This window comes from uncultured Campylobacter sp. (assembly GCF_938030145.1).
Classification (GTDB): domain Bacteria; phylum Campylobacterota; class Campylobacteria; order Campylobacterales; family Campylobacteraceae; genus Campylobacter_B.
Window position 1 is genome coordinate 21,764 of the sequence record NZ_CALHGM010000009.1, and the last position, 26,136, is coordinate 47,899.

18 protein-coding genes are annotated in these 26,136 nt (G+C 48.7%); 8 read left to right on the plus strand and 10 right to left on the minus strand.

Going from position 1 to position 26,136, the window contains the following annotated elements; all coding sequences use genetic code 11:
* Positions 1-18: 18 nt before the first annotated feature.
* The 5 genes from Q0323_RS02210 (at position 19) to Q0323_RS02230 (ending at position 5,971) form a co-directional block, all read left to right on the plus strand.
* Positions 19-822: a hypothetical protein gene (locus Q0323_RS02210; RefSeq protein ID WP_298051075.1), complete on the plus strand. Its 804-nt coding sequence runs from the start codon at positions 19-21 to the stop codon at positions 820-822.
* A complete protein-coding gene (locus Q0323_RS02215) occupies positions 812-3,019 on the plus strand; it encodes an endonuclease MutS2 (protein WP_298051078.1) in 2,208 nt (735 codons plus the stop codon). Before Q0323_RS02210 ends, Q0323_RS02215 begins: the two co-directional genes overlap by 11 nt.
* 910 nt (positions 3,020-3,929) lie before the next feature.
* On the plus strand, positions 3,930-4,652 hold the full coding sequence (locus tag Q0323_RS02220; RefSeq protein ID WP_298051081.1) for a CorA family divalent cation transporter: 723 nt from the start codon (positions 3,930-3,932) through the stop codon (positions 4,650-4,652).
* A gap of 16 nt (positions 4,653-4,668) precedes the next feature.
* The gene (locus tag Q0323_RS02225; RefSeq protein WP_298051083.1) at positions 4,669-5,085 is read left to right on the plus strand and encodes a hypothetical protein; all 417 of its coding nucleotides are present in this window, start codon (positions 4,669-4,671) and stop codon (positions 5,083-5,085) included.
* 52 nt (positions 5,086-5,137) lie between these two features.
* Positions 5,138-5,971, plus strand: coding sequence for a methylated-DNA--[protein]-cysteine S-methyltransferase (locus Q0323_RS02230; RefSeq protein ID WP_298051086.1), 834 nt, complete (start codon positions 5,138-5,140; stop codon positions 5,969-5,971).
* A 695-nt stretch (positions 5,972-6,666) separates the two neighbouring features.
* Here the strand turns inward: Q0323_RS02230 and Q0323_RS02235 are convergent.
* The gene (locus Q0323_RS02235) at positions 6,667-6,924 is read right to left on the minus strand and encodes an MGMT family protein (RefSeq protein ID WP_298051089.1); all 258 of its coding nucleotides are present in this window, start codon (positions 6,922-6,924) and stop codon (positions 6,667-6,669) included.
* 148 nt (positions 6,925-7,072) lie between these two features.
* On the opposite strand from Q0323_RS02235, the gene Q0323_RS02240 reads away from it, so the two are divergent.
* Both Q0323_RS02240 and pepE read left to right on the plus strand, forming a co-directional pair.
* Positions 7,073-7,609, plus strand: a complete 537-nt coding sequence (locus Q0323_RS02240; protein WP_298051092.1) for a hypothetical protein — start codon at positions 7,073-7,075, stop codon at positions 7,607-7,609.
* A gap of 196 nt (positions 7,610-7,805) precedes the next feature.
* Positions 7,806-8,639 carry a dipeptidase PepE gene (gene pepE, locus Q0323_RS02245; RefSeq protein WP_298051094.1) on the plus strand — a complete coding sequence of 278 codons (834 nt, stop codon included), beginning with the start codon at positions 7,806-7,808 and terminating at the stop codon, positions 8,637-8,639.
* A 1,094-nt stretch (positions 8,640-9,733) separates the two neighbouring features.
* On the opposite strand, the gene Q0323_RS02250 is transcribed toward pepE, so the two are convergent.
* Positions 9,734-10,315: a nitroreductase family protein gene (locus Q0323_RS02250; RefSeq protein WP_298051096.1), complete on the minus strand. Its 582-nt coding sequence runs from the start codon at positions 10,313-10,315 to the stop codon at positions 9,734-9,736.
* A gap of 70 nt (positions 10,316-10,385) precedes the next feature.
* Positions 10,386-10,934, minus strand: a complete 549-nt coding sequence (locus Q0323_RS02255; RefSeq protein WP_298051099.1) for a glutathione peroxidase — start codon at positions 10,932-10,934, stop codon at positions 10,386-10,388.
* A gap of 370 nt (positions 10,935-11,304) precedes the next feature.
* On the opposite strand from Q0323_RS02255, the gene Q0323_RS02260 reads away from it, so the two are divergent.
* Positions 11,305-12,045: a DUF4272 domain-containing protein gene (locus Q0323_RS02260; protein WP_298051101.1), complete on the plus strand. Its 741-nt coding sequence runs from the start codon at positions 11,305-11,307 to the stop codon at positions 12,043-12,045.
* 757 nt (positions 12,046-12,802) lie between these two features.
* Here the strand turns inward: Q0323_RS02260 and tpx are convergent.
* From tpx to rpoB, 7 genes are all read right to left on the minus strand, one after another.
* Positions 12,803-13,333: a thiol peroxidase gene (tpx, locus tag Q0323_RS02265; RefSeq protein WP_298051104.1), complete on the minus strand. Its 531-nt coding sequence runs from the start codon at positions 13,331-13,333 to the stop codon at positions 12,803-12,805.
* A 629-nt stretch (positions 13,334-13,962) separates the two neighbouring features.
* Positions 13,963-16,038 (minus strand): elongation factor G, encoded by a 2,076-nt coding sequence (fusA, locus tag Q0323_RS02270; RefSeq protein ID WP_005872609.1) that lies wholly within the window; start codon positions 16,036-16,038, stop codon positions 13,963-13,965.
* 9 nt (positions 16,039-16,047) lie between these two features.
* A complete protein-coding gene (rpsG, locus tag Q0323_RS02275) occupies positions 16,048-16,518 on the minus strand; it encodes a 30S ribosomal protein S7 (RefSeq protein ID WP_298051106.1) in 471 nt (156 codons plus the stop codon).
* Positions 16,519-16,587: 69 nt separating this feature from the next.
* The gene (gene rpsL, locus Q0323_RS02280; RefSeq protein WP_291939381.1) at positions 16,588-16,962 is read right to left on the minus strand and encodes a 30S ribosomal protein S12; all 375 of its coding nucleotides are present in this window, start codon (positions 16,960-16,962) and stop codon (positions 16,588-16,590) included.
* A gap of 83 nt (positions 16,963-17,045) precedes the next feature.
* The gene (locus Q0323_RS02285; protein WP_298051109.1) at positions 17,046-17,435 is read right to left on the minus strand and encodes a DoxX family protein; all 390 of its coding nucleotides are present in this window, start codon (positions 17,433-17,435) and stop codon (positions 17,046-17,048) included.
* 35 nt (positions 17,436-17,470) lie between these two features.
* Positions 17,471-21,985 (minus strand): DNA-directed RNA polymerase subunit beta', encoded by a 4,515-nt coding sequence (rpoC, locus tag Q0323_RS02290; protein ID WP_298051112.1) that lies wholly within the window; start codon positions 21,983-21,985, stop codon positions 17,471-17,473.
* On the minus strand, positions 21,982-26,118 hold the full coding sequence (gene rpoB, locus Q0323_RS02295) for a DNA-directed RNA polymerase subunit beta (RefSeq protein ID WP_298051114.1): 4,137 nt from the start codon (positions 26,116-26,118) through the stop codon (positions 21,982-21,984). The genes rpoC and rpoB overlap by 4 nt, the downstream gene beginning before the upstream one ends.
* Positions 26,119-26,136: the final 18 nt, after the last annotated feature.

Consider the following 26,136-nt stretch of genomic DNA (forward strand, 5'->3'; position numbering starts at 1 on the left):
AGCGGGCAAGGATAAAATTTGAGATTTTTAGTGTTTATTTTCGCATTTTTATTTATCGCGGCGATCTTTTTCGTGCGGGACGAAATTTTAAGCAAAAGGGCTAAAATCATCGCCACGGCGCTGATCGTGCTGCTGTGCGCGGGGGCGTATTTTTACGAAAGCGTGAGCGAGCGATCCGCCAAGCTTGAGGAGGAGATGGTGTTTAAATTTAACGCGGGCGCGCGGCTAAGATGCGGCGGCGCGATAAATTCCGCTGCCGAAGCTCGCGGCGCGGCAAATTCCTTCTCCGAAAAACATAGCGCGGATGCGAAAAATTTGGGCGCGAAAGCCGGCGAGGCAAATTTAAACGCGCAGAGCAAGGCCGCTTCCACCGCGCAAGCAAATGATACGCAAAACTCCGCGGTGCAAACGAACGAGCAGGCTTCCGCCGCGCAAGTAAACGGCGCCGTCTCGGGCGGGCAAAATTTCGCACAAAGCCCTACTTCGAAAAATTCTAAGCAGCAAGGCGATACGCAGAGTCTCACGCCGCAAAATTCCGCGAATCAAGGAGGTACGCGAAGCTCTGCCTCACAAAATTCTACGCAAAATTCCGCGCAACGAGACGACACGCAAACCTCCAATCCGCAAAGCTCCGCACAGAATTCTAAAACTACGCAAAATTCCGCGCCGCAGAGCTTAAATTTGCAAAGCTCCGCGCAGATCGTAACGCGAGAAAATTTCACCTACTCCTTTTCGATGGGCGCTTTCATCGCCAAAAAGAGCGCGGGCGCGGAGTTTAAGGGCAAAACCTACAAGATTAAAGAGTGCGTTTATGATCAGTGACGAACTCTTTACGCGCCTCGATCTGGGCGAGTATCTAGCCAAATTTAAAAGCTTTTTGGCGCGCGAAAAGCCGCTGTTTTTAAGCGGCGATAGCAAGCTAAATTTTGAAAAAATTTCAGAGCTTACGAAATTTGATCTCGCGCAGTGCGAGAGCGTTGCAAACCTAGACGACGCGCTGATGCGCATCTCAAAGCATGGCGTGCTTCATATCAGCGAAATTTACGAGTTTAGCAAGATCGTCCGATATTTTCTGTACCTTAAAAAGCAGCCCTTCGAAGGCAAACTCGCCGCTTGGCTTGCAAAGATCGAGATTCCTGCGCCCATAGCGCAATTAAAGGATTATTTCGACGACCAGGGCGGCTTTCGCGACGCGATAGACGAGCGCTTCGGCGCGCTAAACGAGGCGTTTAAGATAAAAAAGGGCGAGATCGAGCAGACGCTAAAAAGGCTGATCTATTCCAAAGCCCTTTCGCCCTATCTCGCCGACACGCAGATCCACTACATAAGCGACACCGAGGCTCTGCTGGTGCGCGGCGGCTTTAATCACGTGCTAAAAGGCAGCGTCGTAGCGCGATCAAGCGGAGGCTATTTTTACGTGCTTCCAGACGCGATCGCGGCTCTGAAGTCCGCTCAAAGCGCGATTTTGGATAAAAAAGAGCAGATCGTTTTCGAGCACTGCAAGCAGATCAGCGCGGTTTTTAATAAGAATTTAGCTTTTTTAAAATTTATAAACGCCGCTTTCGATGCGATCGATGCGCTGATTGCGCGCGCGGCGATGGCAAGAGCGAGCGATTATGAGTTCGTCCTGCCTGATCCCTCGCGCGACATCGTCCTAGATAGCTTCGCCCACCCCGCGCTTAAAAATCCAAAGCGCGTGAGCGTGGAATTTAGCGGAAAAATTCTGCTCATCACCGGCGTGAATGCGGGCGGAAAATCGATGCTTTTAAAAAGCATTCTAAGCGCGGCGCTGCTAGCTAAGTACCTCCTTCCGATGCCTATTCGCGCAAGCGGCAGCCGCATCGGCACCTTTAAAGAGTTCGAGCTCATAATGGAGGATCCACAAAACTCCAAAAACGACATCTCGACCTTTGCGGGCAGGATGGTTGCCTTTAGCAAGCTGTTCGGGCGCAAAGAAATTCTAATCGGCGTCGATGAAATCGAGCTGGGTACCGATTTTGAGGAGGCTGCGAGCCTATACGGCGCGATGATCGAGCAGTTGATAGGCGGCGACGTGAAGATGATCATCACCACCCATCACAAGCGCCTGGCGATGCTACTTGCGAAGGATCCGCGCGTGGAGCTGCTGGCGGCGCTTTACGACGAGAAAAACAGCGCGCCGAAGTATGAGTTTTTAAAGGGCACGATCGGCAAATCTTACGCCTTTGAAACCGCACTGCGCTACGGCATAGCGCAAAATTTGATCGCCGCGGCGCGCAAAAACTACGGCGAGAGCAAAGAGAACTTAAACGAAGCGATCTCAAAAGCGATAAATTTAGAGCTTGAGCTAAAGCAAAAACTAGCTCAGACGCAGCAAAAAGAGGAGAAGCTGGATGCGCTGAGCGAAGCGCTAAAAGATCAGCGCGAGCGCGCGCAAAGCGAGCTGAAGGCGGAGCTTTCAAGGCTACAAAACGAATACTACCGCGCCATTTCGGAAGCCAAACGCAGCGTGAGCCTAAGCGACGTGCGCGAAAAGCAGCGCGCCATAAACCGCGCAAACGAGCTCGCACGGGCCGTGCAACAGCCCGAATTAAGCACGCCGGAGCCGCAAAGCCTCAAGGTGGGCGATCGCGTAAAATACGGAAAGATCAAGGGCGAAATTTTATCGCTTAGCAAAACCCAGGCGCTGATGCTAAGCGACGGCATTAGGCTGCGCGTGCCGCTTAGTGAGCTAAAACGTAGCGGTGCGGCGCCCGCGCCCGCAAAAAATATCAGTATCAAGGTGCAAAAGCCCTCCTCTGCGTCGCTCGTGCTCGATCTGCACGGCTTGCGCGCCGAGGAGGCAATCAGCAGGCTCGATAAATTCATCAGCCAAAGCCTCGTGATGGGCTTTGATGAGATCATCGTAAAACACGGCATCGGCACGGGCAAGCTCGCTTATGCGGTAAAGGAGTTTTTAAAATCGCACCCGAGCGTCAAGGGGTTTCGCGACGGCACGCCCGCAGAAGGGGGCTTCGGCTCAAAGGTCGTCTCACTTTAGGCTTTGACTAAAGAGCTTTTCGCTCCAGGCGTGAGCGCGAATGATGCGGAATTCGCTCATTTCATCTATGCCTTCGCCGAGGTTTTTTAAGCGCGGGTACTTTTAACGTAGAATTTCGCCGCGGAATTTTAAATTTTACGCCCGCGAAGCTATAAAGCTTTTAAATTTAAACTTAGGATTTTAAAAATTTAAAACGCAAGAGCTCAATTTGAAATTCTAAAATTTTATGCGGCGTAAGCCGCTAAATAAAAATGCGCGGACGCAGTCCGCCCCTTGAGCGTACCAGGGGTTAGGGGATTTTAAGGGGGAAGGGGAGCGCCTCGCAAGTAGCGCCCCTTCCCCCTTAAGAGAAAACGCCGCCACGCCCCAAATTCTAGAGGTAAATTCTACATAGAGAAATTTTAAATTTATTACAAAATGAAATTCCGTTTAAATTTTAGTCCGTGATATGTTTCTATTGGGACCGAAAGGGGCCCCATTGCGAGGTCACACTTCTCGCAGAGGCGACGTTGTCCCACAGCACCGCATTGCTCTGCTCGCCCACAAGCCCCCACCCATCCCCCTACGACGCTTTAAGCGGTGCGAGCCTTATGGCTCGCGCAATTTATTTAACGGGGCGCGGCGTGAAATTTTAAAATTTGCAAACAGGGACGTAAAAATTTTAAAATTTCACCGCTACGGAATTACAAAATTTAGCCGAAATTTATAGCTCACAAAATTTTAAAATTCCAAGCGCAAAAGAATTTTGAAATTCCAAATACGATAAAATTTAAATGGCGGCGGAATTTTAGAATTCCTATTGGCGGCGAAATTTCGGAATTCTGATCGGTAACAGAATTTCAAAATTCCGTAAATTTGAGCGGAATTCTGAAATTTCGTAAATTTAAAACGATTGAATAAGGAGGCCTCATTGAACCCGATTACCGAAAAGCGCAGCGTTTCGGGCTACTACTACGCCGAGGATCGCGAGTATGTGTACTTCGTGACGGACGCGCCGCGCGAGCAAAACTATCGCTTTATTTTTGATGCGGGTGCGATCTATTCGCAAGATGACGCGGACGGCGAGGTACGGCTTAGCAGCGAAGCGGAGTTTTTCGCGATCGTTAAAAAGATCCTCGCGCAGTACCGCGATAAAATTTTAGAGCACTCCGCAGAGCTTGAGAATTACGAAAAGATCTACACGCGCCGCGGCGATTTTTCAAAATTTATGAAAAGGCACTCTGTCCTAAAATACGAAATCCGCAAATTTCAAAACAAAATTTCGCATTTCTACGAGGCGCTTCTCATCTGCGCAAATGAGCAGCCGGCGCTTAAAAAGCGGTTGAAAAACTACGCCTACGAAGCGGGCGTTTTTAAAGGCGTAATGAGCGAATATGCCGTCAGGATCGAGGATATCTATCAATTCATCCAAGGCCTCAAAAACGACAAAATTAGCCGCAACATCTACATTCTCACGATCATCTCGTCGCTGCTGATGCCGCTAAATTTCATCACGAGCTTTTTTGGGATGAACACGACGGGGCTGTTTTTAAGCGGCTCGACGCATGGCACGCTCATCGTGACGCTTGCGATGTGCATGATCTTCGCGGCGATGGTTGGCTTTCTTATGCTCTACACCAAAAAGCGAAACTAAAGCGGAGAAATAAAATTTGAATAAAAACGAGCTAAGAAATATCCTAGGCGGATACCTCGGCAGGGAGATTGCGGGCGATTTTAGAGTGCTGAAAGAGTATGAGATCGCACGCTGCAACGATGCGGTGAAATTTCCTTTTGAGGGCGATAGCGAGCTGCTGCGCGAGTTTTGTATCTTCGCAGACAGCGGCAGCGGCGATCTTTGGCTCGCGAGCTTTAATAGCGGCAAGATCGCGTTTTACGACCATGATTTGGAGTTTTTGTCCGAGGCAAATTTGAAAAAATTCGATCTAAATCTTGCGGGCTGGCTAAAGATCGCCGAGCTTTTTTCCAAATTTGAAGCCCTTGGCGACCCGAGTAGCACGCAAAAGGCGGAGTTTAAGCAAAGCGTAGCTAAAATCTGCCCGCAAATTTTAGAAATTTGGGAAATTTAGGCGCTATTTGCGGCGCTAAATTTAATCGCAAAAGCGCAAAATAGGAGCAACGATGAAATTTATATCATATTACGACTCGCCGCTTGGCAAAATCACGCTCGCGGGCGATGAGGCGGGACTTTGCGGACTGTGGTTCGAGGGCGAGAAGTACTACGCGCACGCTCTTGCAATGGGCAGCACGGACAGCAAATTCTGCGCGCGCGATATTGCGACAAAAACAGATGCCGCCGCGAGAAAGGGTTGCTACGAGAAGAGAGGCTGTGCGCTAGAGGCGAAAAGCGGCGCGGATAAAAAGCGGGACAGCGCCGATCTGCTCGCAAAAGAGCAGCGCGCCGCGAGCGAAAAATTCTTCACGCGCGATTTTGTGGCTCAGGATGCGGGCGAAAAATCTCGCGCGACCAATCTTTCGGTGCAAAGCGCGGGCGGAAAATTCTGCGCAAACGAGCAAAGCGGATACTTCGAGGAGAGAAACCTGGTCGTTTTCGATCAAACCAAGCGCTGGCTCGATCTGTATTTTAGCGGACGCGAGCCGGGTTTTACGCCCGCTCTAAATCCCGTGGGTTCGGCGTTTAGGCGCGCCGTGTGGGAAATTTTGCTTAAAATTCCTTACGGACAGACCACGACCTACGGGCAGATCGCGCGCGAAATAGCCGCAGCACGCGGGCTAGCGAAGATGTCCGCGCAAGCCGTAGGCGGCGCCGTAGGGCACAACGAAATCTCAATCATCATCCCATGCCACCGCGTCGTAGGCACGCACGGCAGCCTCACGGGCTATGCGGGCGGCATCGATAGGAAAATAATAAAGCTGCTGCAGCCAGGGGGCGTCGATATGCGAGGATTTTTTTCACGCCCCCAAATAGCACCGCGCCGTAAGAATGCAATTTAAGCGGCTGGTAGCGCGCCCAAGGCCTAAATAGCTAGCCCGGATAGCAAAACCGCGCAAGATGTGGGGCCTGCCGCCAAAAGGACGATAAGCGTTGCGAGCTGTATTGCTAAATAAGCCTAGCTGCGCCGCCGAAACGGCGTCCCGTGCGAAGCTCAAATCGGCGCACCGCAAAACGTCCCGCACCGGTGCGCTCAAAGAGCGGATTGAGTAAATTTTAAAATTTCGCCGCTTTTTCTCCGCCTCCCACAGAAGCCGCATCGATTTAAAATTTTAACGCGCCGAGGACGGACAGATCGGCCGCCAGTTCGGCCGCTACAAAATTTGCGATAGCCAAAATCTATAAGCGGCGCCGAAACGGGCGCAACAAAGCCTGCAGTGAAAAAACTAATAGGCGGCGTCGCGCCTGCTTCGTAAAACTGCGGTGGGCTGATTACCAAGGAGCCCGCTTGAATTAGCGTTTTAAACCGCCGCGCAAAAAAGATAAAATTTATCTTTTCGCGCATGATGATTTGCGCCGCATCTACAAACAAATGAAGCTCGCAGGCTCTTAGCGATCGGTAGCGCTGCCGCTACGCCGCTTAAACCTGCGCGGATCTAAAAATTTTATAAATTAAAATTCCATGTCGCGAACAATTCAAAATTTCGCGCTTCAAACGATCCGCAAATTCCGTGCTTCAGTCTGCGGCGATTAGGTCTTAGCACTCCCAGCGGTGCTTTTTCATACGGGCGCGCTCGCCTCTAAATTCCACGCCTTCGGCCTCTAGCAGTTCGCGCTGAGTCGCAAAGCTCGCCGCCAAGGCTCCTGCGTGGTTTACGACGCGGTGGCACGGGTAGCTGCCGTAAAGCTCTGCTTGCGAGAGCACGCGCCCCACGAGCCGCGAGCAAGCGGGTAGCCCGATCAAGCGTGCGATCTGTCCGTAGCTAGCGACCCTGCCCGCGGGGATCTCCTCCACAAGGGTAAAATTTCATAGATCAAATTTTGTGTCAAAACCATGGCGTAATTATACTTTTTCGCATTTAAATTTAGACCTAAATGTAGCCGCTTTGCAGCGCCAAATTCGATATAATTTCTAAAATTTAGCGCTTTAAAAGGAGCGAGCTGTGGACGAGAAATTTCAATCAGACACGAAAGAGCTGGACGAGAAATTTGCCGCTATCCCTGAAAATTTAAAGAAGCGATACGATATGCATAGATTTATTAGACGCGTGATTATAGGGTATTATTCGTCGGCGGCTACAACCATCTATTTCTCGCTAATGCTACTGTTTTTTCTTGATTTGCTTTTTTCGAATATCGGTATAGAATCGTCGTCTAAAATTTTTAAAGATATCCGTGATATCGCGATAATAGTTTTGCCCATATGCGCGACGATCTGCTTTTTAAGATGCACTAAGACTAAGCGATACAGCAACCTTTTTATTAAGGATCAAGGAGATAGTTTGTTGGTCTTTACGATAGAAAATTTTGCCAGTATAATTTTGCTTTTATATCCGACCTTGATTTTTACCGGAATATTGGAAGGTGCCGCAGCTCATATATTTTTGTACGCCTTAATCGTAGCGCCGATTTGCGGAATAGTTTTTGGGGTATGCTATTTTTTCAATACGGGCTCATATACCCCGAAAGACGAAGCGTAAATTTCATTAAATTTAGCCGCGCTTTTAAAATTTTACAGCGCGGCGCCTCGTCGAATTTTGAAATTTAATAGCTTTAAAATTTTACCTTGCCGAGAGCTCCGCGCAAGCGAAATTTAAACCGAATATTCAGCCCCTCTTTATATGCAAAGGAATATAATTTCAAAACAGATATCAACTTTGATTTAAAGGAGAAAAGATGCAAAATCAAAGACGAGACCTACTAAAGGTAGCCGCTTTGGCGGCGGGCGTTGCGATGCTCGGTACGAGCAAACTAGCTGCGAGCGAAAAGACGTTTAAGCTCTCAAAGCGCGATCATAGCAAGCAAAGAGCGCTGCTGCTCTCAAGCTCGGGCTACAAAGACACGAAGTATCTATCGCACGCGGTGTCGTGGATCGGTAAATTTGCGCAGGAGAACAACCTCGCGGGCAAAAAGATCGTTTTCATCCCTTACGCAAGCCTTCGCAGGAGCTACGACGAATATGAAAAGCGCGTCAAAGAGGCGCTTGCGAGCTTAAATTTAAACATAGTCGGCGTCCATCACGCTAAAAACGCCGCGAAGGAGGTCGCGAGCGCGGATTGCATATTCGTAGGCGGCGGCAACACCTTCAAGCTCGTGCACGATATGTACGAAAACGAGCTCATCGCTCTGATTAGCAAAATGGTCGAGGACGGCACGCCGTATATCGGCTGGAGCGCGGGCTCGAACGTCGCGGGCGCTACGATGATGACGACGAACGATATGCCAATCATCGAGCCTGAGTCGTTTAATACCTTCAACATCTTCCCGCACCAGATCAATCCGCACTTCATCTCGGGCAAGCCTGCGGGGCACAACGGCGAGAGCAGAGAGGAGAGGCTGGAGGAGTTTCTGATCGCCAATCAAAAATCGACCGTTTATGCGATGCCGGAAGGTACGGCGCTTTGGCTTGAAGGCGAGAAGGCGACCGTGCTCGGGCCTGCTGCGGTGCTAAAGATGAATTATAAACAAAAGGTTAAGTTGATCGAGCCGGGCAGCTCGTTTAAGTATTGATCGCACCCGCTTAAATTTAACCAAGAGGTGCGCCTGATCACACCGCTCGTTTGAATGCGCAAATCGGTTAAATTTTTAATTGCGGCGCTCGGCTAAATTCGGGCGCCGCTTTTTAAATTTATGCGGCAAAGCGCGCTACTTATGTGGACGCATGGTCAAAAGATAAGCATCGATTTAAAGCGACGCGCGACCCCTGAAGCCATAAAAAGTAAAATTTAAAACGCAGATAAAATGCCCCGCGTCCGCCTTCCGATGCCTCTTTTACCTCATATATCGCGCAGATGTCCTTGCCGGCTGCGGCGGGACGGTATATTTGCAAAAAGAGCGCCTATGGTGCCGCCAAAACCAGTTCGAATGACCTCCGAAACTTAACCGACCTGAGGCAAAGCTTAAAATTTTTTATTTCGCTGGAATCGCCGCAAGAGCCCGAATTGCCTGCAAAGGTATTTTACGACGATCTATATCGAAGCATCATAGAAGGCACGGGCGAGCAGAAACGCAAGAAGCTATAGAGATGATCGCGCTGCGACTCGTCGCAAAAAAATCCGGGCGCGGCTACTTGGGAAAATTTTCTCCGGAAATAAACTAGAAAATGACGAGGCGATCCGTCACGGGCTTAGCTGCGGCGCTTCTTTTTACAAAGATTATTTTTACGCGAAGCGCTGCGTGGACGGTAAAATTTTGAAATTTGATCTGAACAACGACAAACTGCCGAATATTACGACGCCGTAAACGGGCGGCATCGTTAGCGCGAGCAAAAGGTGGCGCCTACGCAAAAAAGCGCCGCTTGGATCACGCGCGCTTTTAGAATTTAATCGTTTTCCCGCCTAAACGGCTTGGTTATGCAAGAAAAGGCGATCACTCGCACAAGGGCGTCCATGTAAGCAAAAATCGCTCCGCCGCATCGTAAGCCGCACGATCTCAAAGCCGCCTTCGCCGCCGCTAGTTTGCGCCGCTTCGCAGACGGCTCGCAAAGGGCTATAAATTTAAAACGCCTGCAAAATTTAAGCGTTTAGCCACTATAAACGTATCCACTCAGACGCCACATTAGGCTTCGTTGCAGGCGCAAATTTAAACGGCAGGGCACAAGCAAATTAAATATAGCTAACCCTGTAATGATCGCAGCTAGGCTTACGCTCCTCGCATTTAGCGCCGCTTTTACCGATCGCAAGCGAGCAAAGCGGCGAGTATCCCTCGGGAATGCCCGCACGAGCTGCGAGAACAGGCTCGTCAAAAAGCGTAACGACGACTGTATTTATCGGGCACGAAGTAAGCTCAAGCGAGGTTGCGCGAAGCTGCATATTTTGCATCACAGAACCCATCGCCCAGTAAATCCCGCGGTGTAGGTTTTCAAGCTTGGCGCCTTCGCATTCCTTCGGCAGTTCCGTCGCGAGTTTACCCGAAAGCAAGATAAGAACGGGCGCGCCGTAAAGTGTAGTTTTGGTTTTCATCCCCATGTTTTCAAGCATTTTGCCGAATTTCTTAACGGCCGCCGCATCAAGCTCGCGCAAAAGATCTTTGTCCGTAATAACGCTTATGTGAGCGTCCTTCGTGGTAAAAAGAGCGGGCGCCAGATACGCTGCCTCCAAAATCGCCTGGATTTCCTCTTTTGACGGGACTTCGGCGTTAAATTCGCGCACGCTTCGACGCTTTTTCATAGCTTCGAGTAGTTGCATTTTCTCTCCTTAAATTTGATTTTATATTTCAGGCTCGCCGCGCTTTACTCAAGCGCCCGCGAGCAGCCGTTTAGCCTAGTATTTTTTTCACGCACGCTTTTATCTGTTCAAAGCTAGCCGTCGGCTCAAATCTCGCTACGACTTCGCCGTTTCTATCCACTACGAATTTCGTAAAATTCCATTTCACGCCGTCGCCTTCTAAAATTTCGGGGAAGTTGCTTTTTAGCGATTCTTCAAGTTTTGCGCTTAACGGATGGGCTGCATCAAAGCCTTTAAATCCCTGTTTTGAAGTTAGAAATTTAAACAGCTCTATCGCGCTCTCGCCGCGCACGTCGCCTTTTTTAAATAGCTCAAACGTTACGCCAAAATTTAGCTTGCAATTTTGCTCTATCGTCTCGTCGTCGTCGGGTTCCTGATGAGCGAAATTATCGCTAGGAAAGCCCAACACGCAAAGTCCTTTGTCTTTAAACTCCTGATTTAGCGCCTCAAGCTCCTCGTATTGGTTCGTAAAGCCGCATTTACTGGCCGTATTTGCGATGAGCAACACCTTATCGCGGTACTCGCCTATAGATTTTTGCTCGCCTCTGCCTGTAATTACGTTAATGTCGTAGATTTGCATTTTTTCTCCTTTGTGGCACTTTTCGCCTTAAAATTTTGGATGGATTTTAGCGAGCGAATGTGTTCTTAGTGTGTTCTTTTGCGATTTTAAAAATTTATCTGCCGTCCCATTCGCCGCTCCTGCATTAAATTTGCCGAATTTTAACATAATTCGGCCGCTTCCTTGCAGCACGAACGATCTTTTTGATCGGCTCATTACGAACACGGACGAGCCTGCGCGGCGCCGTATAAATTAGCAAGACGAGGCGCGGAATTTCCGTCCGATTTGCAAAGCTTGGGTTTGAGCTTAAATTTAAAAATCCGTCCCGTCGCCGTAAGCTGAAATTTTGCGCGATTGTTTTAAAATGCGTTTAAAATTTTAAAGAGAGCTCATGGCATTTTCAGATTTTTTCAAAAAAGGCGGCAAAAATAGCGCAAACGCCGCAAAGATCGGCAAGACCGCGCAGGAGCGCAAGGATATAAGCATCGAAATTTTAAAATCGCAGGGCGTGCCGTATATAGATCATCTGCCGCTACGGTACGAGACGAGCGAGATCACTCCGCGCGAAAAAGACGAGGTCATCGCTCGCGCGATCTGTTCGTACGCGGCGATAATGTGCGCCTGCTCGATCAGAGACGAGGGTAAGCTTGCAGACGAGGATAAGCAGGGCGTGCGGGGCTTTCTAGATAACCGCTACGGCTGCATAGGCAAGCTCACGCGCATGGAGCGCCGCATCGTGCAGGGCGAGGCGAGCCGCGACGAGGCTGTGAATATGGGCTGGAAATACGAGTCGCTGTGGGCGCTGATGTGGGCGATGGGGCTCGTGGAGGAGCTTAGCTTTCCAAGCAAGATCTGCGACTGCACCTTTGTGATGGACACCTTTGGCGGCGATTTTTCGGCGCGCGTGAAGCTGCGCGATACGGATGAAATTTTACAGGCGCTCGATCTCGTCTACCGCTACCACTGGGCGTGCGTCAATGCTCGCGTGCACGGCTCAGACAGCGCGGGGCTCGACGAAGAGGTCGTGATGGAGAGACGTGGCGGGCTAGAGTGGCTGTGCTGCAAGGGAGCGGAGAATGATAATCTGACGGATGAATATAATGCGTGGGATTATCCGGACTTGAACACGTAGCAACCCCTTTTTCCTTTATACGTCGTTAGAAATTTCGCCGAATTTCAGTCACGTATTATAATATACGCTCCTTCATTCGGCTCATTTCCGCCTCGTCTAAAGAAAAATACTGCGCCTTATCTCGCGAGCGTCTTTAAATGAGTTTGAAATTTTAAGTCCGCAATAGGCTATATGCCTTATCTTGACTTAAAATTTCTGCACAACATTTAAATCCATCTCGCGATACTGCCGCTCTTGCATTCTTTAACTCAAATTTCAACTAGCCTACGCCTAAAAATTAAATTTCGCCTCGTTTAAGCGAAAAATACTTCGCCTTAATTCCCGCGTTTTTTCTTTTTGCTATACATCGTTGCGTCTAAAATTTGCTCGGTTGCATATTTACATACACGCTCCGCCCGCAAATTTCATTCGCGCCTAGTCTAGTTTCGCAATACTGCCGCCTGTATTTTTGCGCTAAAATTTAACCCCGATCGCGCGCTGTTTTTTCAAATCATAATATGCGTGAGTAGATAAAAAGTACGCCGAATATGAGATAAATTTATAAATTGATTGGGGATAGAATTTTAAAATTCTATTGCGAACTGCACAAGAAATATCGCAAACGCGATTCGCCGAAATTTAAAACATGGCCTGCTAATTTAAGGGCGCCGTGGAATTTTAGAATTTAAAGTTGCTGGCGAGCGAGGCGCCCGTCCGCGTATTTTAAGCCCGCTAAATTTAAGCGGGCAACGTCTGCACCGCAGACCTAGAAATTGCATCAACCCTGCGTTGCAGCGCTTCCGCTCGCAAATGCCGCCGCATTGAGCGCCGCATCGTAATCGGGCTCATCTACGATGTCGTTCGTGATCTGCTTGTAGGCGATCTTGCCCGCGGTATCCACGACGAAAACCGCGCGGCACGTTAGCCCTGCAAGCGCGCCGTCCGCGATCAGCACGCCGTATGCGCGCGCAAACTCCTTATCGCGAAAATCGCTTAGGGCGCGTAAATTTTTGATCCCCTCGGTCGAGCAAAATCTGCCCGCGGCAAACGGCAGATCCATCGAGATCACGAAAACCTCGGTATTTTTTATACTCGCGGCGCGCTCGTTAAATTTGCGCGTCTCGGTCGCGCACACGTCCGTATCCAGGGACGGCACGGCGATGATGACCTGCGCCTTGCCCGTGCCGCCGCCGACTTTGACCTCGCTAAGATCGGCCGCGACTAGGCTGAGCTCGGGCGCCTTATCTCCCAGCTTAAGCTCGCTGCCCGAAAGACCGACGCTTACGCCTTGCAATTTGGTTTGTTGCATGATTTTCCTTTGTTTTGAAATTTAAAACGGGCACATTATAAGCCCGTGAAGGCAAACGCCTGCTAAATCCGAAAATGGGCAAGTTCGTGCGTCGGCTCGGCCTATATGAACGGTGCGTAGATCGCTGCGCTAAGATGAAATTTTACGGCGCAAAGCGGCGGCGCAATTAAAGTACCCCGAGAATACCACTACTCACATAAAGCACTGATGGTCGCGATCTGATATAAGTCTATGATAGTTGCGCTCCGCCTTAAGGCTGTGCCGAAGGTAAAATTTCGCCCCGTTTGCGCGATCCCGCTTGCGGCGACTTTGTCCGTGAATATAAATCAAAGCGCGATAGCGTCGCACGCGCTTTATCTGCGAATGAATAAATCTCTAGTAAAATGATAGGTGCGGCATCATGGGCACATTTTAAGTTATGCTTTAAATTTTTAAATTTAATTGAAATTTTTTAATCTAAATTTGCAATCTACAGAAATTAAAATTTATGGGTTGAAATTTTATTTGAAGCTAGAGTGTGAGTTAAAATTTCGGCTTGTAAAGCAGGTTAAATTTAAGCGCCTTTTAAAATTTAAAGAAACGCCGGGGGTTGGCGATAAAGCTATCGCCGCGCCCTAGCGCCCGTTAAATTAGCCGTTACGCTTTTTGATGATCTCTTCGCCGACGTTTTTAGGAACCTCGTCGTAGTGATCAAATTCCATCGAATAGGTCGCGCGACCCTGCGTCTGAGAGCGCAGATCGGTCGAGTAACCGAACATCTCCGAAAGCGGGCAGAACGCGTCGATGATCTTGTTGCCGCCGCGCTCGCTCATATTATTGACCTGTCCGCGGCGCTTGTTTAAATCGCCGATGACGTCGCCCATATACTCCTCAGGGGTTTCTACCTCGACTTTCATCATAGGCTCCAAGATTACGGCGCCCGCTTTTCTAGCGCCCTCTTTAAAGCCCATAGAAGCGGCAAGTTTGAATGCCATTTCGGAGCTATCGACTTCGTGGTAGCTTCCGTCATAGACAGTTACGCGCACGTCCTCGACCGGGTAGCCCGCCAAAACGCCGTTTTGCATCGCCTCTTGGCAGCCCTTATCGACTGCGGGGATGTATTCTTTAGGAATCGCGCCGCCTTTGATATCGTTTACGAACTCATATCCGGTGCCAGGCTCCAAAGGCTCTAGGCGCAAAAATACGTGACCGTATTGACCGCGACCGCCCGATTGTTTGGCGTATTTGTACTCTTGCTCGACCGTTTTGCGGATAGTCTCGCGATATGCGACCTGCGGCTGTCCGACCTCGGCCTCAACCTTAAATTCTCTAAGCATTCTATCTACGATAATCTCAAGGTGTAGCTCGCCCATTCCCGAAATGATTGTCTGTCCACTCTCCTCATCGGTCGCAACCCTGAAGCTCGGATCTTCTTGCGCCAATTTTTGAAGCGCGATGCCCATTTTTTCTTGATCGGCTTTGGTTTTAGGCTCTACCGCTACGCTGATAACGGGATCAGGAAATTCCATACGCTCTAAAATTACTTTATCTTTTTCGCTAGCTAGAGTATCGCCCGTAAGAGTGTCTTTAAGACCCACAACGGCGCCGATCTCGCCCGCATATAGCTCTTTGATCTCTTCGCGTTTATTCGAGTGCATCCTTAGCAAGCGTCCGATGCGCTCTTTTTTACCCTTGCCGGTATTTACGACGTAGCTACCGCTTTCCAAAACACCGCGATATACGCGCACGAATGTAAGCTGACCTACGAAAGGATCGGTCATAATCTTAAATCCAAGACCCGCGAACTCGCCCTCGTCGGTAGAGCTTACATGAACCTCGCTGCCGTCCTCATACTGACCCTTAATCGCAGGCACTTCATCAGGCGCAGGTAGATAATCTACGACCGCATCTAGCAAAGGCTGCACGCCCTTATTTTTAAATGCGGTACCGCATAGCATAGGAAAGAAGCTTAGGCTTAAGCAGCCTTTCTTGATACCTTTTTTGATTTCCTCCACGCTTAGCTCTTCGCCGTTAAAATACTTCTCCATCAAAGCTTCATCAGTCTCTGCTACCGCTTCGATCATCTTGTCGCGATATTCCTGTGCTTTTTCTCGTAATTCAGCAGGAATTTCAACGATCTCGGGAGCAGAAGGACCCTTGCTATCATCCCAAACGAGCGCCTTCATAGTAACCAAATCAATAACGCCTTTAAAATCGTCCTCAGCGCCAATCGGAATTTGAATCGGAACCGGATGAGCTTTGAGCCTATCTTTGACCTGCTGTTCGACATTATAAAAATTTGCGCCTACGCGGTCCATCTTATTTACGAAAATGATGCGCGGAACATGGTATTTATTCGCTTGACGCCAAACGGTCTCGCTTTGAGGCTGAACGCCGCCTACAGAGCAAAATACTGCTACCGCACCATCTAAAACGCGCATCGAGCGCTCGACTTCGATAGTAAAGTCAACGTGGCCCGGGGTGTCGATCAAATTTATCTGATGATTATTCCAAAAGCATGTGGTAGCGGCAGATGTGATCGTGATGCCGCGCTCGCGCTCTTGCTCCATCCAGTCCATAGTAGCGGCGCCCTCGTGAACCTCGCCAATCTTATGGCTCATACCGGTAAAAAATAGAATTCTTTCGCTCGTAGTCGTCTTTCCGGCGTCGATGTGAGCGGCAATTCCGATATTTCTAACCATATGTAAAGGGGTTTTTCTTGCCATGATGCCCTCCTACCAACGATAATGCGCAAAAGCTTTGTTGGCTTCTGCCATCTTGTAGGTGTCTTCTTTCTTTTTAAATGAAGAGCCTTTAGAATTTGCGGCGTCTATAAGCTCGTAAGCCAGGCGCTCTATCATCGTGCGCTCGCTTCTTTTTCTTGCAAAAGAGATGATCCAGCGAATAGCCAAAGCCTGCTGTCGAGCTGGCCTGACCTCGATCGGAACCTGATAAGTTGCACCGCCTACACGACGAGATTTTACCTCCATCAAAGGCTTAACGTTATCAATGGCATCGTTGAAAACCTCGATACCTTTCTTCTCGCCGCCTTTATTGTCGATGAAATTTAAGGCGCCGTACATGATCTCGGTAGCGACGCTCTTTTTACCGTCGAACATAAGCGAATTAATAAATTTTGTGATTACTTTGCTGTCATAAATCGGATCAGGCATAACTTCCCTAACGGGAGCTTTTCTTCTTCTCATTTTATTCCTTCAAATTTTAAAATTTTACTCAAACTCGGCAAAATCTAGTGCCGGTCTGTTTCGGCTAAACTATTTTTTAGGTCGTTTAGCACCGTATTTTGATCTTGCAACGGTTCGTTTCGCAACGCCTGCAGTATCGAGCGCACCGCGGACGATGTGATATTTAACGCCCGGAAGGTCCTTTACGCGACCGCCGCGAACTAGCACGATGGAGTGCTCTTGTAGATTGTGACCTTCACCGCCGATATAGCTGATGACTTCAAATCCGCTAGTAAGCCTTACTTTGGCAACTTTACGAAGCGCTGAGTTTGGCTTTTTAGGGGTCGTGGTGTAGACCTTAGTACAAACTCCTCTTCGTTGAGGGCAATTCTTTAGCGCCGGAGACTTCGATTTCTCGGTAAGCTTCTTGCGCTCTTTTCTGACCAATTGATTTATGGTTGGCACATCTTTCCTTTCACAAAAATTTATTCAAAAAGATTTGGATTATACTTTGTTTAAACTTACAGAAACGTAAATTTAACTAAATTTTAATCTCTAATCAGTACAAACTCTCCGCCGCCGCAGATCACTAAGCAGATCGCAGTGGAAAGATACAGATATACGATTTCAAGCTCAAATCCGCCCACGCCGGTAAGCGCGCTCAACGGAGTGTGTAGGACATATATTATCATGAGCACGTTTGCGATCACAAGCAGAGCGCCTATGCGGCAAAATACGCCTATGATTATCATCGCTGGCGCCAGCACCTCGCCTACGTATGCGCCGTAAGCCACTAAATCCGGAATTCCTCTGGCTACCAGCATCGATTTTACGCCGTCGATACCATGAGTAAGCTTAAAAATTCCGTGCATTAAAAGACAAACTCCAAGCCCCAACCTGATAAACAACAGACCGAAATTTATGTTGATCATATTCATGTTTCATCCTTTAAATTTAGGGCTTGCGCCCAAAATTATTTTTTGAGTTTAACTTCCTTATCTTTATACAGACCCGTTCCCACAGGGATTATGCGACCTAAAATCACGTTTTCTTTTAAGTCCTCCAATCGGTCAAATTTACCCGCGATACTAGCCTCGGTTAGAACCTTCGTAGTCTCTTGGAAGGACGCTGCCGAAATGACGCTATCGCTTCCTACGGCCGCACGAGTTACGCCCAGTAGCACGGACTCCGCGATCGCAGGCTCGCCACCAATTTTCATAATGCGCTCGTTTTCTTCTCTAAATCTACGGCGGCTAATCAGATCGCCGACGATTAGCTGAGTATCGCCGCTATCGACAATTCGAACCTGGCGGAGCATCTGAGATACGATAATCTCGATATGCTTATCGCTGATGACGACGCCTTGAGAGCGGTAAACCTGTTGAATTTCGCTTATCAGATAGTAATGCAGCGCCTTTTCGCCTAAAATTCTAAGCACGTCGTGCGAGCTGATAACTCCGTCGGTAAGCTTCTCGCCAGCGTGGACGAACTCGCCGTTTCGCACCTGTATCTGGCGGCTCTTATCGATTAGATACTCGGCGCTCGTTCCGTCCTCGCCCTCTATTATAATGCGCTCTTTCGCGCGCAAAGCTTTATCGAAGCGGACGGTTCCGTCGATGTCTGCGATGATCGCGGTATTTTTTGGACGGCGCGCCTCAAATAGCTCCGATACGCGCGGCAAACCGCCGGTGATATCTTTTGATTTCGCAGCAGCTTTCGGCGTCCTAGCCAAAATATCTGCAATCGCTACCTGATCGCCTTTATTCGTAAAAATCGCGGTCTTCGGCCCTAGGTTGTATTTGATAGGCTCGCCCTTGCTAGGAGTTACGACGATGGCCGGTTTAACGCCTTGAGGCAGATACTCGTTGATGACCAAGCGGCTCTGGCCGGTAGTCTCGTCATATTGCTCCGTAGCGGTATATCCAGGCTCGATATCCTCAAAGCTAATCTTACCCTCGCACTCTGCGGCCACAGGGATGGAATACGGATCCCACTCGGCGATAATCAAGCGATCGTCTTTTTTAGGCTTAGCGATAAGATCTTCGCTTTTTACGACGCTATTATCATCATAAGTAATGACCGATTCGCGCGGTATATAGTGGCGGATCGCCTCCCTGCCATTTTCATCGGAGATGACTACGTACATACCCTTCTCGCTTACGACATGACCTTTTTTGATATCTCTTAGTCTCTCTAAATAATCGCCCTTTAGGATGAAATACTTAAGCGTACCATTTGCTCCCGCTTTGATCTTTTGAGTTACCGGCTCGCCATCTTTTACGCGAAGTTCGCTGGCAAACGGAATTCGAGTAGGGATATTCCAGTCTTCTTTTATAACCTCTACTAAACTATCATTTTCTCCAACGGTTTCGCCGTCTTTAAATACGATGTAGAATTTCCCCTCAACTTTACCACTTACGCCCGCAAGCTCGGTAGGCTTAGCTAGATCATGGCGGCGGATGGTATATTTAAATTCTTCCTTCTTGCCCTTTAGCGTGATATTCACATCATCGTGGGTTATATCGATGCTTACTTTGCCGGTAATCGGAGCTTTGATCTTAGGCTCGACCAAAAGCACCGCGGCGTTTCTGCGGTTCATTACGATATTTTTGCCGCCGTTTTCGTAGGTCTTTACGTTGTAATATCTGATAAAGCCCTCTTTATCGGCGATTACTTGGCGATCTTGCTGCTCGGTAGATGCTGTACCGCCAGCGTGGAAGGTTCGTAGCGTAAGCTGCGTACCCGGCTCGCCGATTGATTGCGCAGAGATGATACCGACCGCTTCACCCGGTTTTACCAGCTTGCCCTCGCCTAAATTTACGCCGTAGCACTTCGCGCAGACCCCTTTTTCAGCCTTGCACGTAATAGGCGTACGGATGCTTACGGATTTGATGCCGGCATCGACTATGGTGCGTACCTCATTAACGCCTAGAAGCGTGCCTTCGGTGAATAAAATTTCATTCGATACCGGATCAATCACATCCGAGCTTAGCACCCTACCCATAATCCTATCGGCTAGACTTTCTATTTGCGTTCCGTTCTCTACAATCTCGGTAACCTCGATACCCTCGTGCGTACCGCAATCGTGCATCGTAACTCTAACATTTTGCGCGACATCGATCAGCTTTCGCGTCAGATAGCCCGCATTTGCAGTCTTGAGCGCAGTATCGGCAAGACCCTTACGCGCGCCGTGGGTCGAGATGAAGTACTCATTTACATTCAGACCCTCTCTAAAATTTGAAGTGATCGGCGTCTCGATGATCGAGCCGTCCGGCTTACTCATCAGACCCCTCATGCCCGCTAGTTGCTTGATCTGCTCCGCGCTACCTCGCGCGCCGCTATCGGCCATCATATAAATAGAATTAAAGCCGTCCTTATCCTTCTCCATCATCTTCATCATCTCATCGGCTAGCTTCTTGCTGGTGCTGGTCCAGATGTCGATCGTTTTGTTATAGCGCTCGCCGTCGGTTAGCAAGCCCGCGCCGTATTGGTTCTGAACTTCTCTGACCTGCTTTTTAGCTTCTTCTACAAGACCCGCCTTAGACTTCGGCACGATGATGTCCGAAACGGAAATCGAAACGCCCGCTTTAGTCGCGGATTCAAAGCCTAAGTTCTTAAGATTATCCAAAAATTCCGCGCTTATCTCAAGGCCGCCGTTTTTATAGACGTAATCGACAAGCTCGGCGATATCCTTCTTCTTCATGATCTTATTCCAAAGATGATCCGGAATAAAGCTAGGCAGGATCGATTTGATGATCAAGCGGCCCGCGGTCGTAAAGATAATGCGGCGATCGATCATCGTTTTGATTTTAGCGTGGATGTCTAGGGCGTTTGCCTCCACGGCGAGCATTACTTCATCGACGTTTGCAAAAATTTTATTTGTTCCTTTTGCACCCGGCTTTTCGAGGCTTAGATAATAAATTCCTAAAACCATATCCTGGCTAGGCACCGCGACAGGCTTTCCGCTCGCAGGAAGCAAGATGTTCATCGAGCTAAGCATTAAAATTTTACATTCCGCGATCGCCTCTTGGCTAAGCGGCACGTGCACCGCCATCTGATCGCCGTCGAAGTCCGCGTTGAACGCGGCGCAGACTAGCGGATGCAGCCTGATCGCCTTACCCTCGACGAGCACCGGATGAAACGCCTGAATAGACATCTTATGAAGCGTCGGCGCGCGGTTTAGCATAACCGGGTGATCTTTAACGACCTCCTCCAAGCACTCCCAAACTTCATTGATCCTATTTTCGATCATCTTTTTGGCCTGCTTGACGGTCGTAGCATAGCCCTTTTCTTGAAGGCGAGCGATTAGATGCGGCTTGAATAACTCAAGCGCCATCGTCTTAGGCAGACCGCACTGATCCATGCGTAAATTTGGACCTACGACGATGACGGAGCGACCCGAAAAATCCACACGCTTGCCGAGCAAATTTTGACGGAAGCGACCTTGCTTGCCTTTAATGATCTCGCTTAGAGATTTAAGCGGTCGCTTATTGGCGCCTTTTACGGCATTGGCGCGACGTCCATTGTCAAAAAGTGCGTCCACCGCCTCTTGAAGCATTCGTTTTTCATTGCGGATGATGATCTCGGGTGCGTCGAGTTCCATCAGCCTTTTAAGTCTAGAATTTCGATTTATGACGCGGCGATACAGATCGTTTACGTCCGAAACCGCAAATTTACCGCCCTCAAGGCTTACAAGCGGGCGTAGATCGGCAGGCAGTACGGGCAGATTTGTAATCATCATCCACTCGGGCTTATTGCCGGAATTTAAAAAGCTCTCGACGACCTTTAGACGCTTGACGATGGTTTTTTTCTTCGCTTCGGAGTTTGTGTTAGCCATCTCCTCCTTCAAAGAATTTAAAATTTCGACCAAATCAAGCTCGGCTAGCATATCGCGGATCACCTGACCGCCCATTTTGGCGACGAAGCCTGTCTGCGAAAAGCGCTCTTTTAGGCTCTGGTACTGCTCTTCGTTTAAAACGTCGTATTTTTCGACCTTTTTAGAATTTTCGTTGTCGTAAAATGCCTCGCCTGCACTTTCTACGATGTAAGCCTCATAATAAAGCACGCGCTCAAGATCTTTCATCTTGATATTTAGAAGCGTACCGATGCGGCTAGGCAAGGAATTTACGTACCAAATATGCGCTACCGGCGTTACCAGCTCGATATGCCCCATTCTAGTGCGGCGAACCTTCGAGCTCGTGATCTCGACGCCGCACTTTTCGCACTTCCAGCCTTTGTAGCGCATCTTTTTATATTTGCCGCAGATGCACTCATAATCCCTTACGGGACCGAAAATTTTAGCGCAAAAAAGCCCGTCGCGCTCCGGCTTAAGCGTGCGGTAGTTGATAGTCTCCGGCTTTTTTACCTCGCCGTGGCTCCATGCTTTAATCTGCTCGGGGCTAGCAAGCCTAATAGCAAACGCGTCGAAGTCGTGAACTCTGGCGTCCTCTTTTATTTCTATTCTTTCTAAATTTGAATTATCGCTCATTTATTCTCTCCATTCTCGTAAATTTCAACGTCTAGAGCAAGCGATTTAAGCTCGTTTGTTAAAACAAAAAATGTCTCAGGAATTCCGGTAGACGGAACGTTCTCGCCTTTTGTCAGCGCCTTATATGCAGCCAAGCGTCCGTCGACGTCGTCGGATTTGATCGTTAGCATTTCGCGGAGCGTGTATGCCGCGCCATATGCCTCCAGAGCCCAAACTTCCATCTCTCCAAATCTTTGACCGCCGAATAGCGCCTTGCCGCCGACGGGCTGCTGCGTGACTAGGCTGTAAGGACCGGTGCTTCTTGCGTGAACCTTCTCGTCGACTAGGTGGTGTAGTTTGAGATAATACATGCAGCCCACGTTTACGCGCTCTTTGATCTTTTCGCCGGTGCGGCCGTCGTAAAGCTCGGTCTTGCCGTCCTGATCGATGCCCGCCATTTCAAATAGCTTTTTGAAATCCTCCGGCACAATGCCTTCGAATATCGGAGCGGAAAACCTAACCCCTTTCGCCCAGTCTCTAGCGTATTTTAAAAGATCCTCATCGCTGATCTTTTCAAGAGTTTTTTTAGCCTGCATTAGTTTAGAAACGCCCGCGATCTCAATCATTTTGGCGCGAAGGGTTTTTAACCATTCGCCTGTTTTTTCCTCTAAAATTTGAGCAATCTGCTCGCCTAAGCGCCAGCCCACAAGACCTAAGTGGCTCTCCATTATCTGACCGATATTCATACGACTTGGAACGCCGAGAGGATTTAGCACGATATCCACGCGCTGTCCGCTAGGCAGATACGGCATATCAACCTCAGGGACGATGTTTGAGACGATACCCTTGTTTCCGTGGCGACCCGCCATCTTATCGCCCACTTTTAGCTTGCGCTTGGTAGCGATATAGACCTTTACGAGCTTAACGACGCCGCTTGGCAAGATATCGTCTTTTTCTAAAATTTCGATCTTTTCGTCGTGTTCCTCTTTGAGCTTGCGCTTTTCGTTTTGGAAGTGGTTTTTTAGCTCCTCGTATTCCTTCTGAACAGCTTTAGAATAGGCCTTGACGAAGGAATTTAACGTAAAGCGGTTGGAGCTTTCAAGCTCCTCTTTTTTAACCTTATCGCCCTTTTTATAATCTTTTTTATTTAGACTTTGATCGCTTTGTAAAGCGCTTTTAGAAAGAAGTGCCACTACCTTTAGCATCTCCTCGCGATCAAGCATCAAAAGCCTATCGTGATGCTCCCTTTCGAGCTCTGTTTTTTCATCCTCATAGGCTTTGCTCGTGCGTGGATCCTTCTCGTAGCCCTTTTTGGTAAAAATTTTAACGTCGATTACCACGCCTTCCATCGAAGCGGTAGCATAGAGAGATTTATTTACTACATGCCCCGCCTTCTCGCCGAAGATCGCGCGTAAAAGCCTCTCCTCTGGGGTCGGCTTAACCTCGCCCTTCGGAGTTACCTTGCCTACCAAGATCATGCCGGGCTTGACGTGAGTACCGATCTTTACGATGCCGCTATCATCAAGGTGGGTAAGCTCCTCCTCTTTGATATTAGGGATGTCGCGCGTGATCTCCTCTACGCCGTCTTTAAGCTCTCTAGCCTCGATCTCCTTTTCATAAACATGCACGCTGGTGTATTCATCAGCACGAATCATCTTTTCGCTCATTACGACGGCATCCTCGTAATTATAGCCATGCCACGGCATGAAAGCTATAAGAGCGTTTTTGCCGATCGCAAGCTCGCCGCCGTCCATGCTAGGACCGTCGGCTATGATTTGACCGGCCTTTATCACGTCGCCTTTTCGCACGATCGGGCGCTGTGAAAAGGTAGTGTTTTGGTTAGTGCGTAAATTTTTCTCCATCGAGTAGTGATCGATAAACGGCCCCTTCTCGTCCTCGCCCAAAATAAATATATTTTTATTATCGACCTTTTCTACGACGCCGTCGCGTTTAGCTTTGATCGCTTCCCACGAATCGCGCGCGATGATAGCTTCCATACCCGTTCCGACGATAGGAGCAGTGGAGTGCAGAAGCGGCACGGCTTGGCGCTGCATGTTTGAGCCCATAAGCGCGCGGTTGGCATCATCGTGCTCCAAAAACGGAATCAGCGACGCCGCTACGCCCGCAACCATACCCGAACAAAGGTCTATCAGCGAAATATCCTCGCGCTTAGCCATGATATTTTCGCCGTCTTTTCTAACCTCCAAAAGCTCCTCTACGATATTGCCATCTTCGTCCAATTTGGCGGACGCCGGAGCGATTACGAGCCCCTCTTCCTGCGTAGCGGTAAGATAGACGATCTCGTCGGTGACCTTGCCGTTTACGACCTTTTTATACGGAGCTTCAACGAAGCCTAGATCATTTACCTTCGCATAGGTCGCTAGGGTGTTGATCAGGCCGATATTTTGGCCCTCAGGGGTCTCGATAGGGCAAATTCTACCGTAGTGCGTAGGATGGACATCGCGCACCTCAAAGCCAGCGCGCTCTTTAACTAGTCCGCCTTCGCCCAGCGCAGATAGACGACGCTTATGCGTAACCTCGCTAAGCGGGTTGGTCTGATCCATAAACTGGCTTAGCTGGCCGCCGGTGAAAAATTCCATAAGCGTAGTGGTGATGATTTTAGGGTTTACGAAATCATACGGCATAAGCTCGTCTAAATTTCCGCTAATGCCAGTAAATTTATCCTTGATCGCCTTTTGAACCTTGATAAATCCAAGATGCATCTCGTTCGCCAAAAGCTCTCCGATCGAGCGGATGCGGCGATTGCCGAGATTATCGCGATCGTCGATGAAGCCGTCGCCGTTTTTAACCCTGATTAGATATTTAGCCGTCTTGATAATATCCTCGCTGGTTAGTACGGTTACGTACTCCGGCGCCTCGATACCCAGCTTGTGATTCATCTTCATACGACCGACTTTGGTCAGATCGTAGCGCTCAGGGTTGAAAAACAGATCGTTTACGAAGCTCTTTGCCGCTTCTTTTACCACCGGCTCGCCCGGGCGCATAACCTTGTAAATTCTAATCGCTGCCAGATCGTTCTCGTCGTCTATACCCTCGCTTTGCTGCAAGAGCTTAAGCGCGTCGGCGTCTTGGATGAAGGAATTTATGATTGAAGTATCTACGCCACTAGCTAGGTCGTTGGCAATCGTAAATTTTTTCTCGGTGTTAGCGATCTTGGCTAGCTTGCCCTCATCTAGCGCAGTTAGCGAATCAAAAAGCACTTCGCCGCTGTTTTTATCTACAATGGCGCCCGCTAGGTAGCGCTCGGCTAAAATTTCAGCCGGATACTCGATGAGTTTTAGTCCGTCCTCCGCCAGCTTCTCCGCTTTTTTGGATGTTAGGCGCTTGCTTGCTTGATGAAGCACCTCGCCCTTTTCGTTTATAATGTCGTAATCGAGCCTGCCGGAATACTCTTTAGGATCGAAATCGGTTAGGAATTTTCCTTTTTTAATATATATCGTCTTAATAGGATAAAATAATTTTATGATGTCTTGTTTTTTGTAACCGAGTGCGCGAAATAGGATCGTGATCGGAACCTTGCGCCTTTTATTTATGCGCACGTATAGTACGTCTTTTACGTCGTATTCGAAGTATAGCCAGCTGCCGCGATCAGGTATTATTTGAGCGGTGTAGATAAGTTTATTTAGAACGGTTGGACTCTCTTCCTCTTTGAAGATTACGCCCGGGCTTCTGTGCAGCTGATTTACGACGACGCGCTCTACGCCGTTTATGATAAATGAAATTCTATCGGTCATTAAAGGAATGTCGCGGATAAATATATCTTGCTCTTTGATCTCTTTTACGCCGATTTTTTTACCCGTCTTTTCATCGCGCTCATGCACGAGCAGACGGAGCTTCATCTTTAAATTTACCGAATAAGTAAGCCCTCTTTCCATGCATTCTCTAATCGAATACTTTGGCTTTGAAATTTCGCTACTTACATACTCGATACTTAGTCTATTCTGTGCATCGTGGATAGGAAAAATGGCTTTGAAAACCTTCTCTATGCCGCTTTCTCCACCCGAGTTATCAAGATTTAAAAAATGATCAAAACTTTTCTTTTGTAGTTGTAATAAATTCGGAATTTCGATGTCTTTGGGAACCTTTGAAAAATCCACTCTAAGACGATTTCCTGAATATAGGCTGTTTAACATTCCACTACCTCGTAGTTG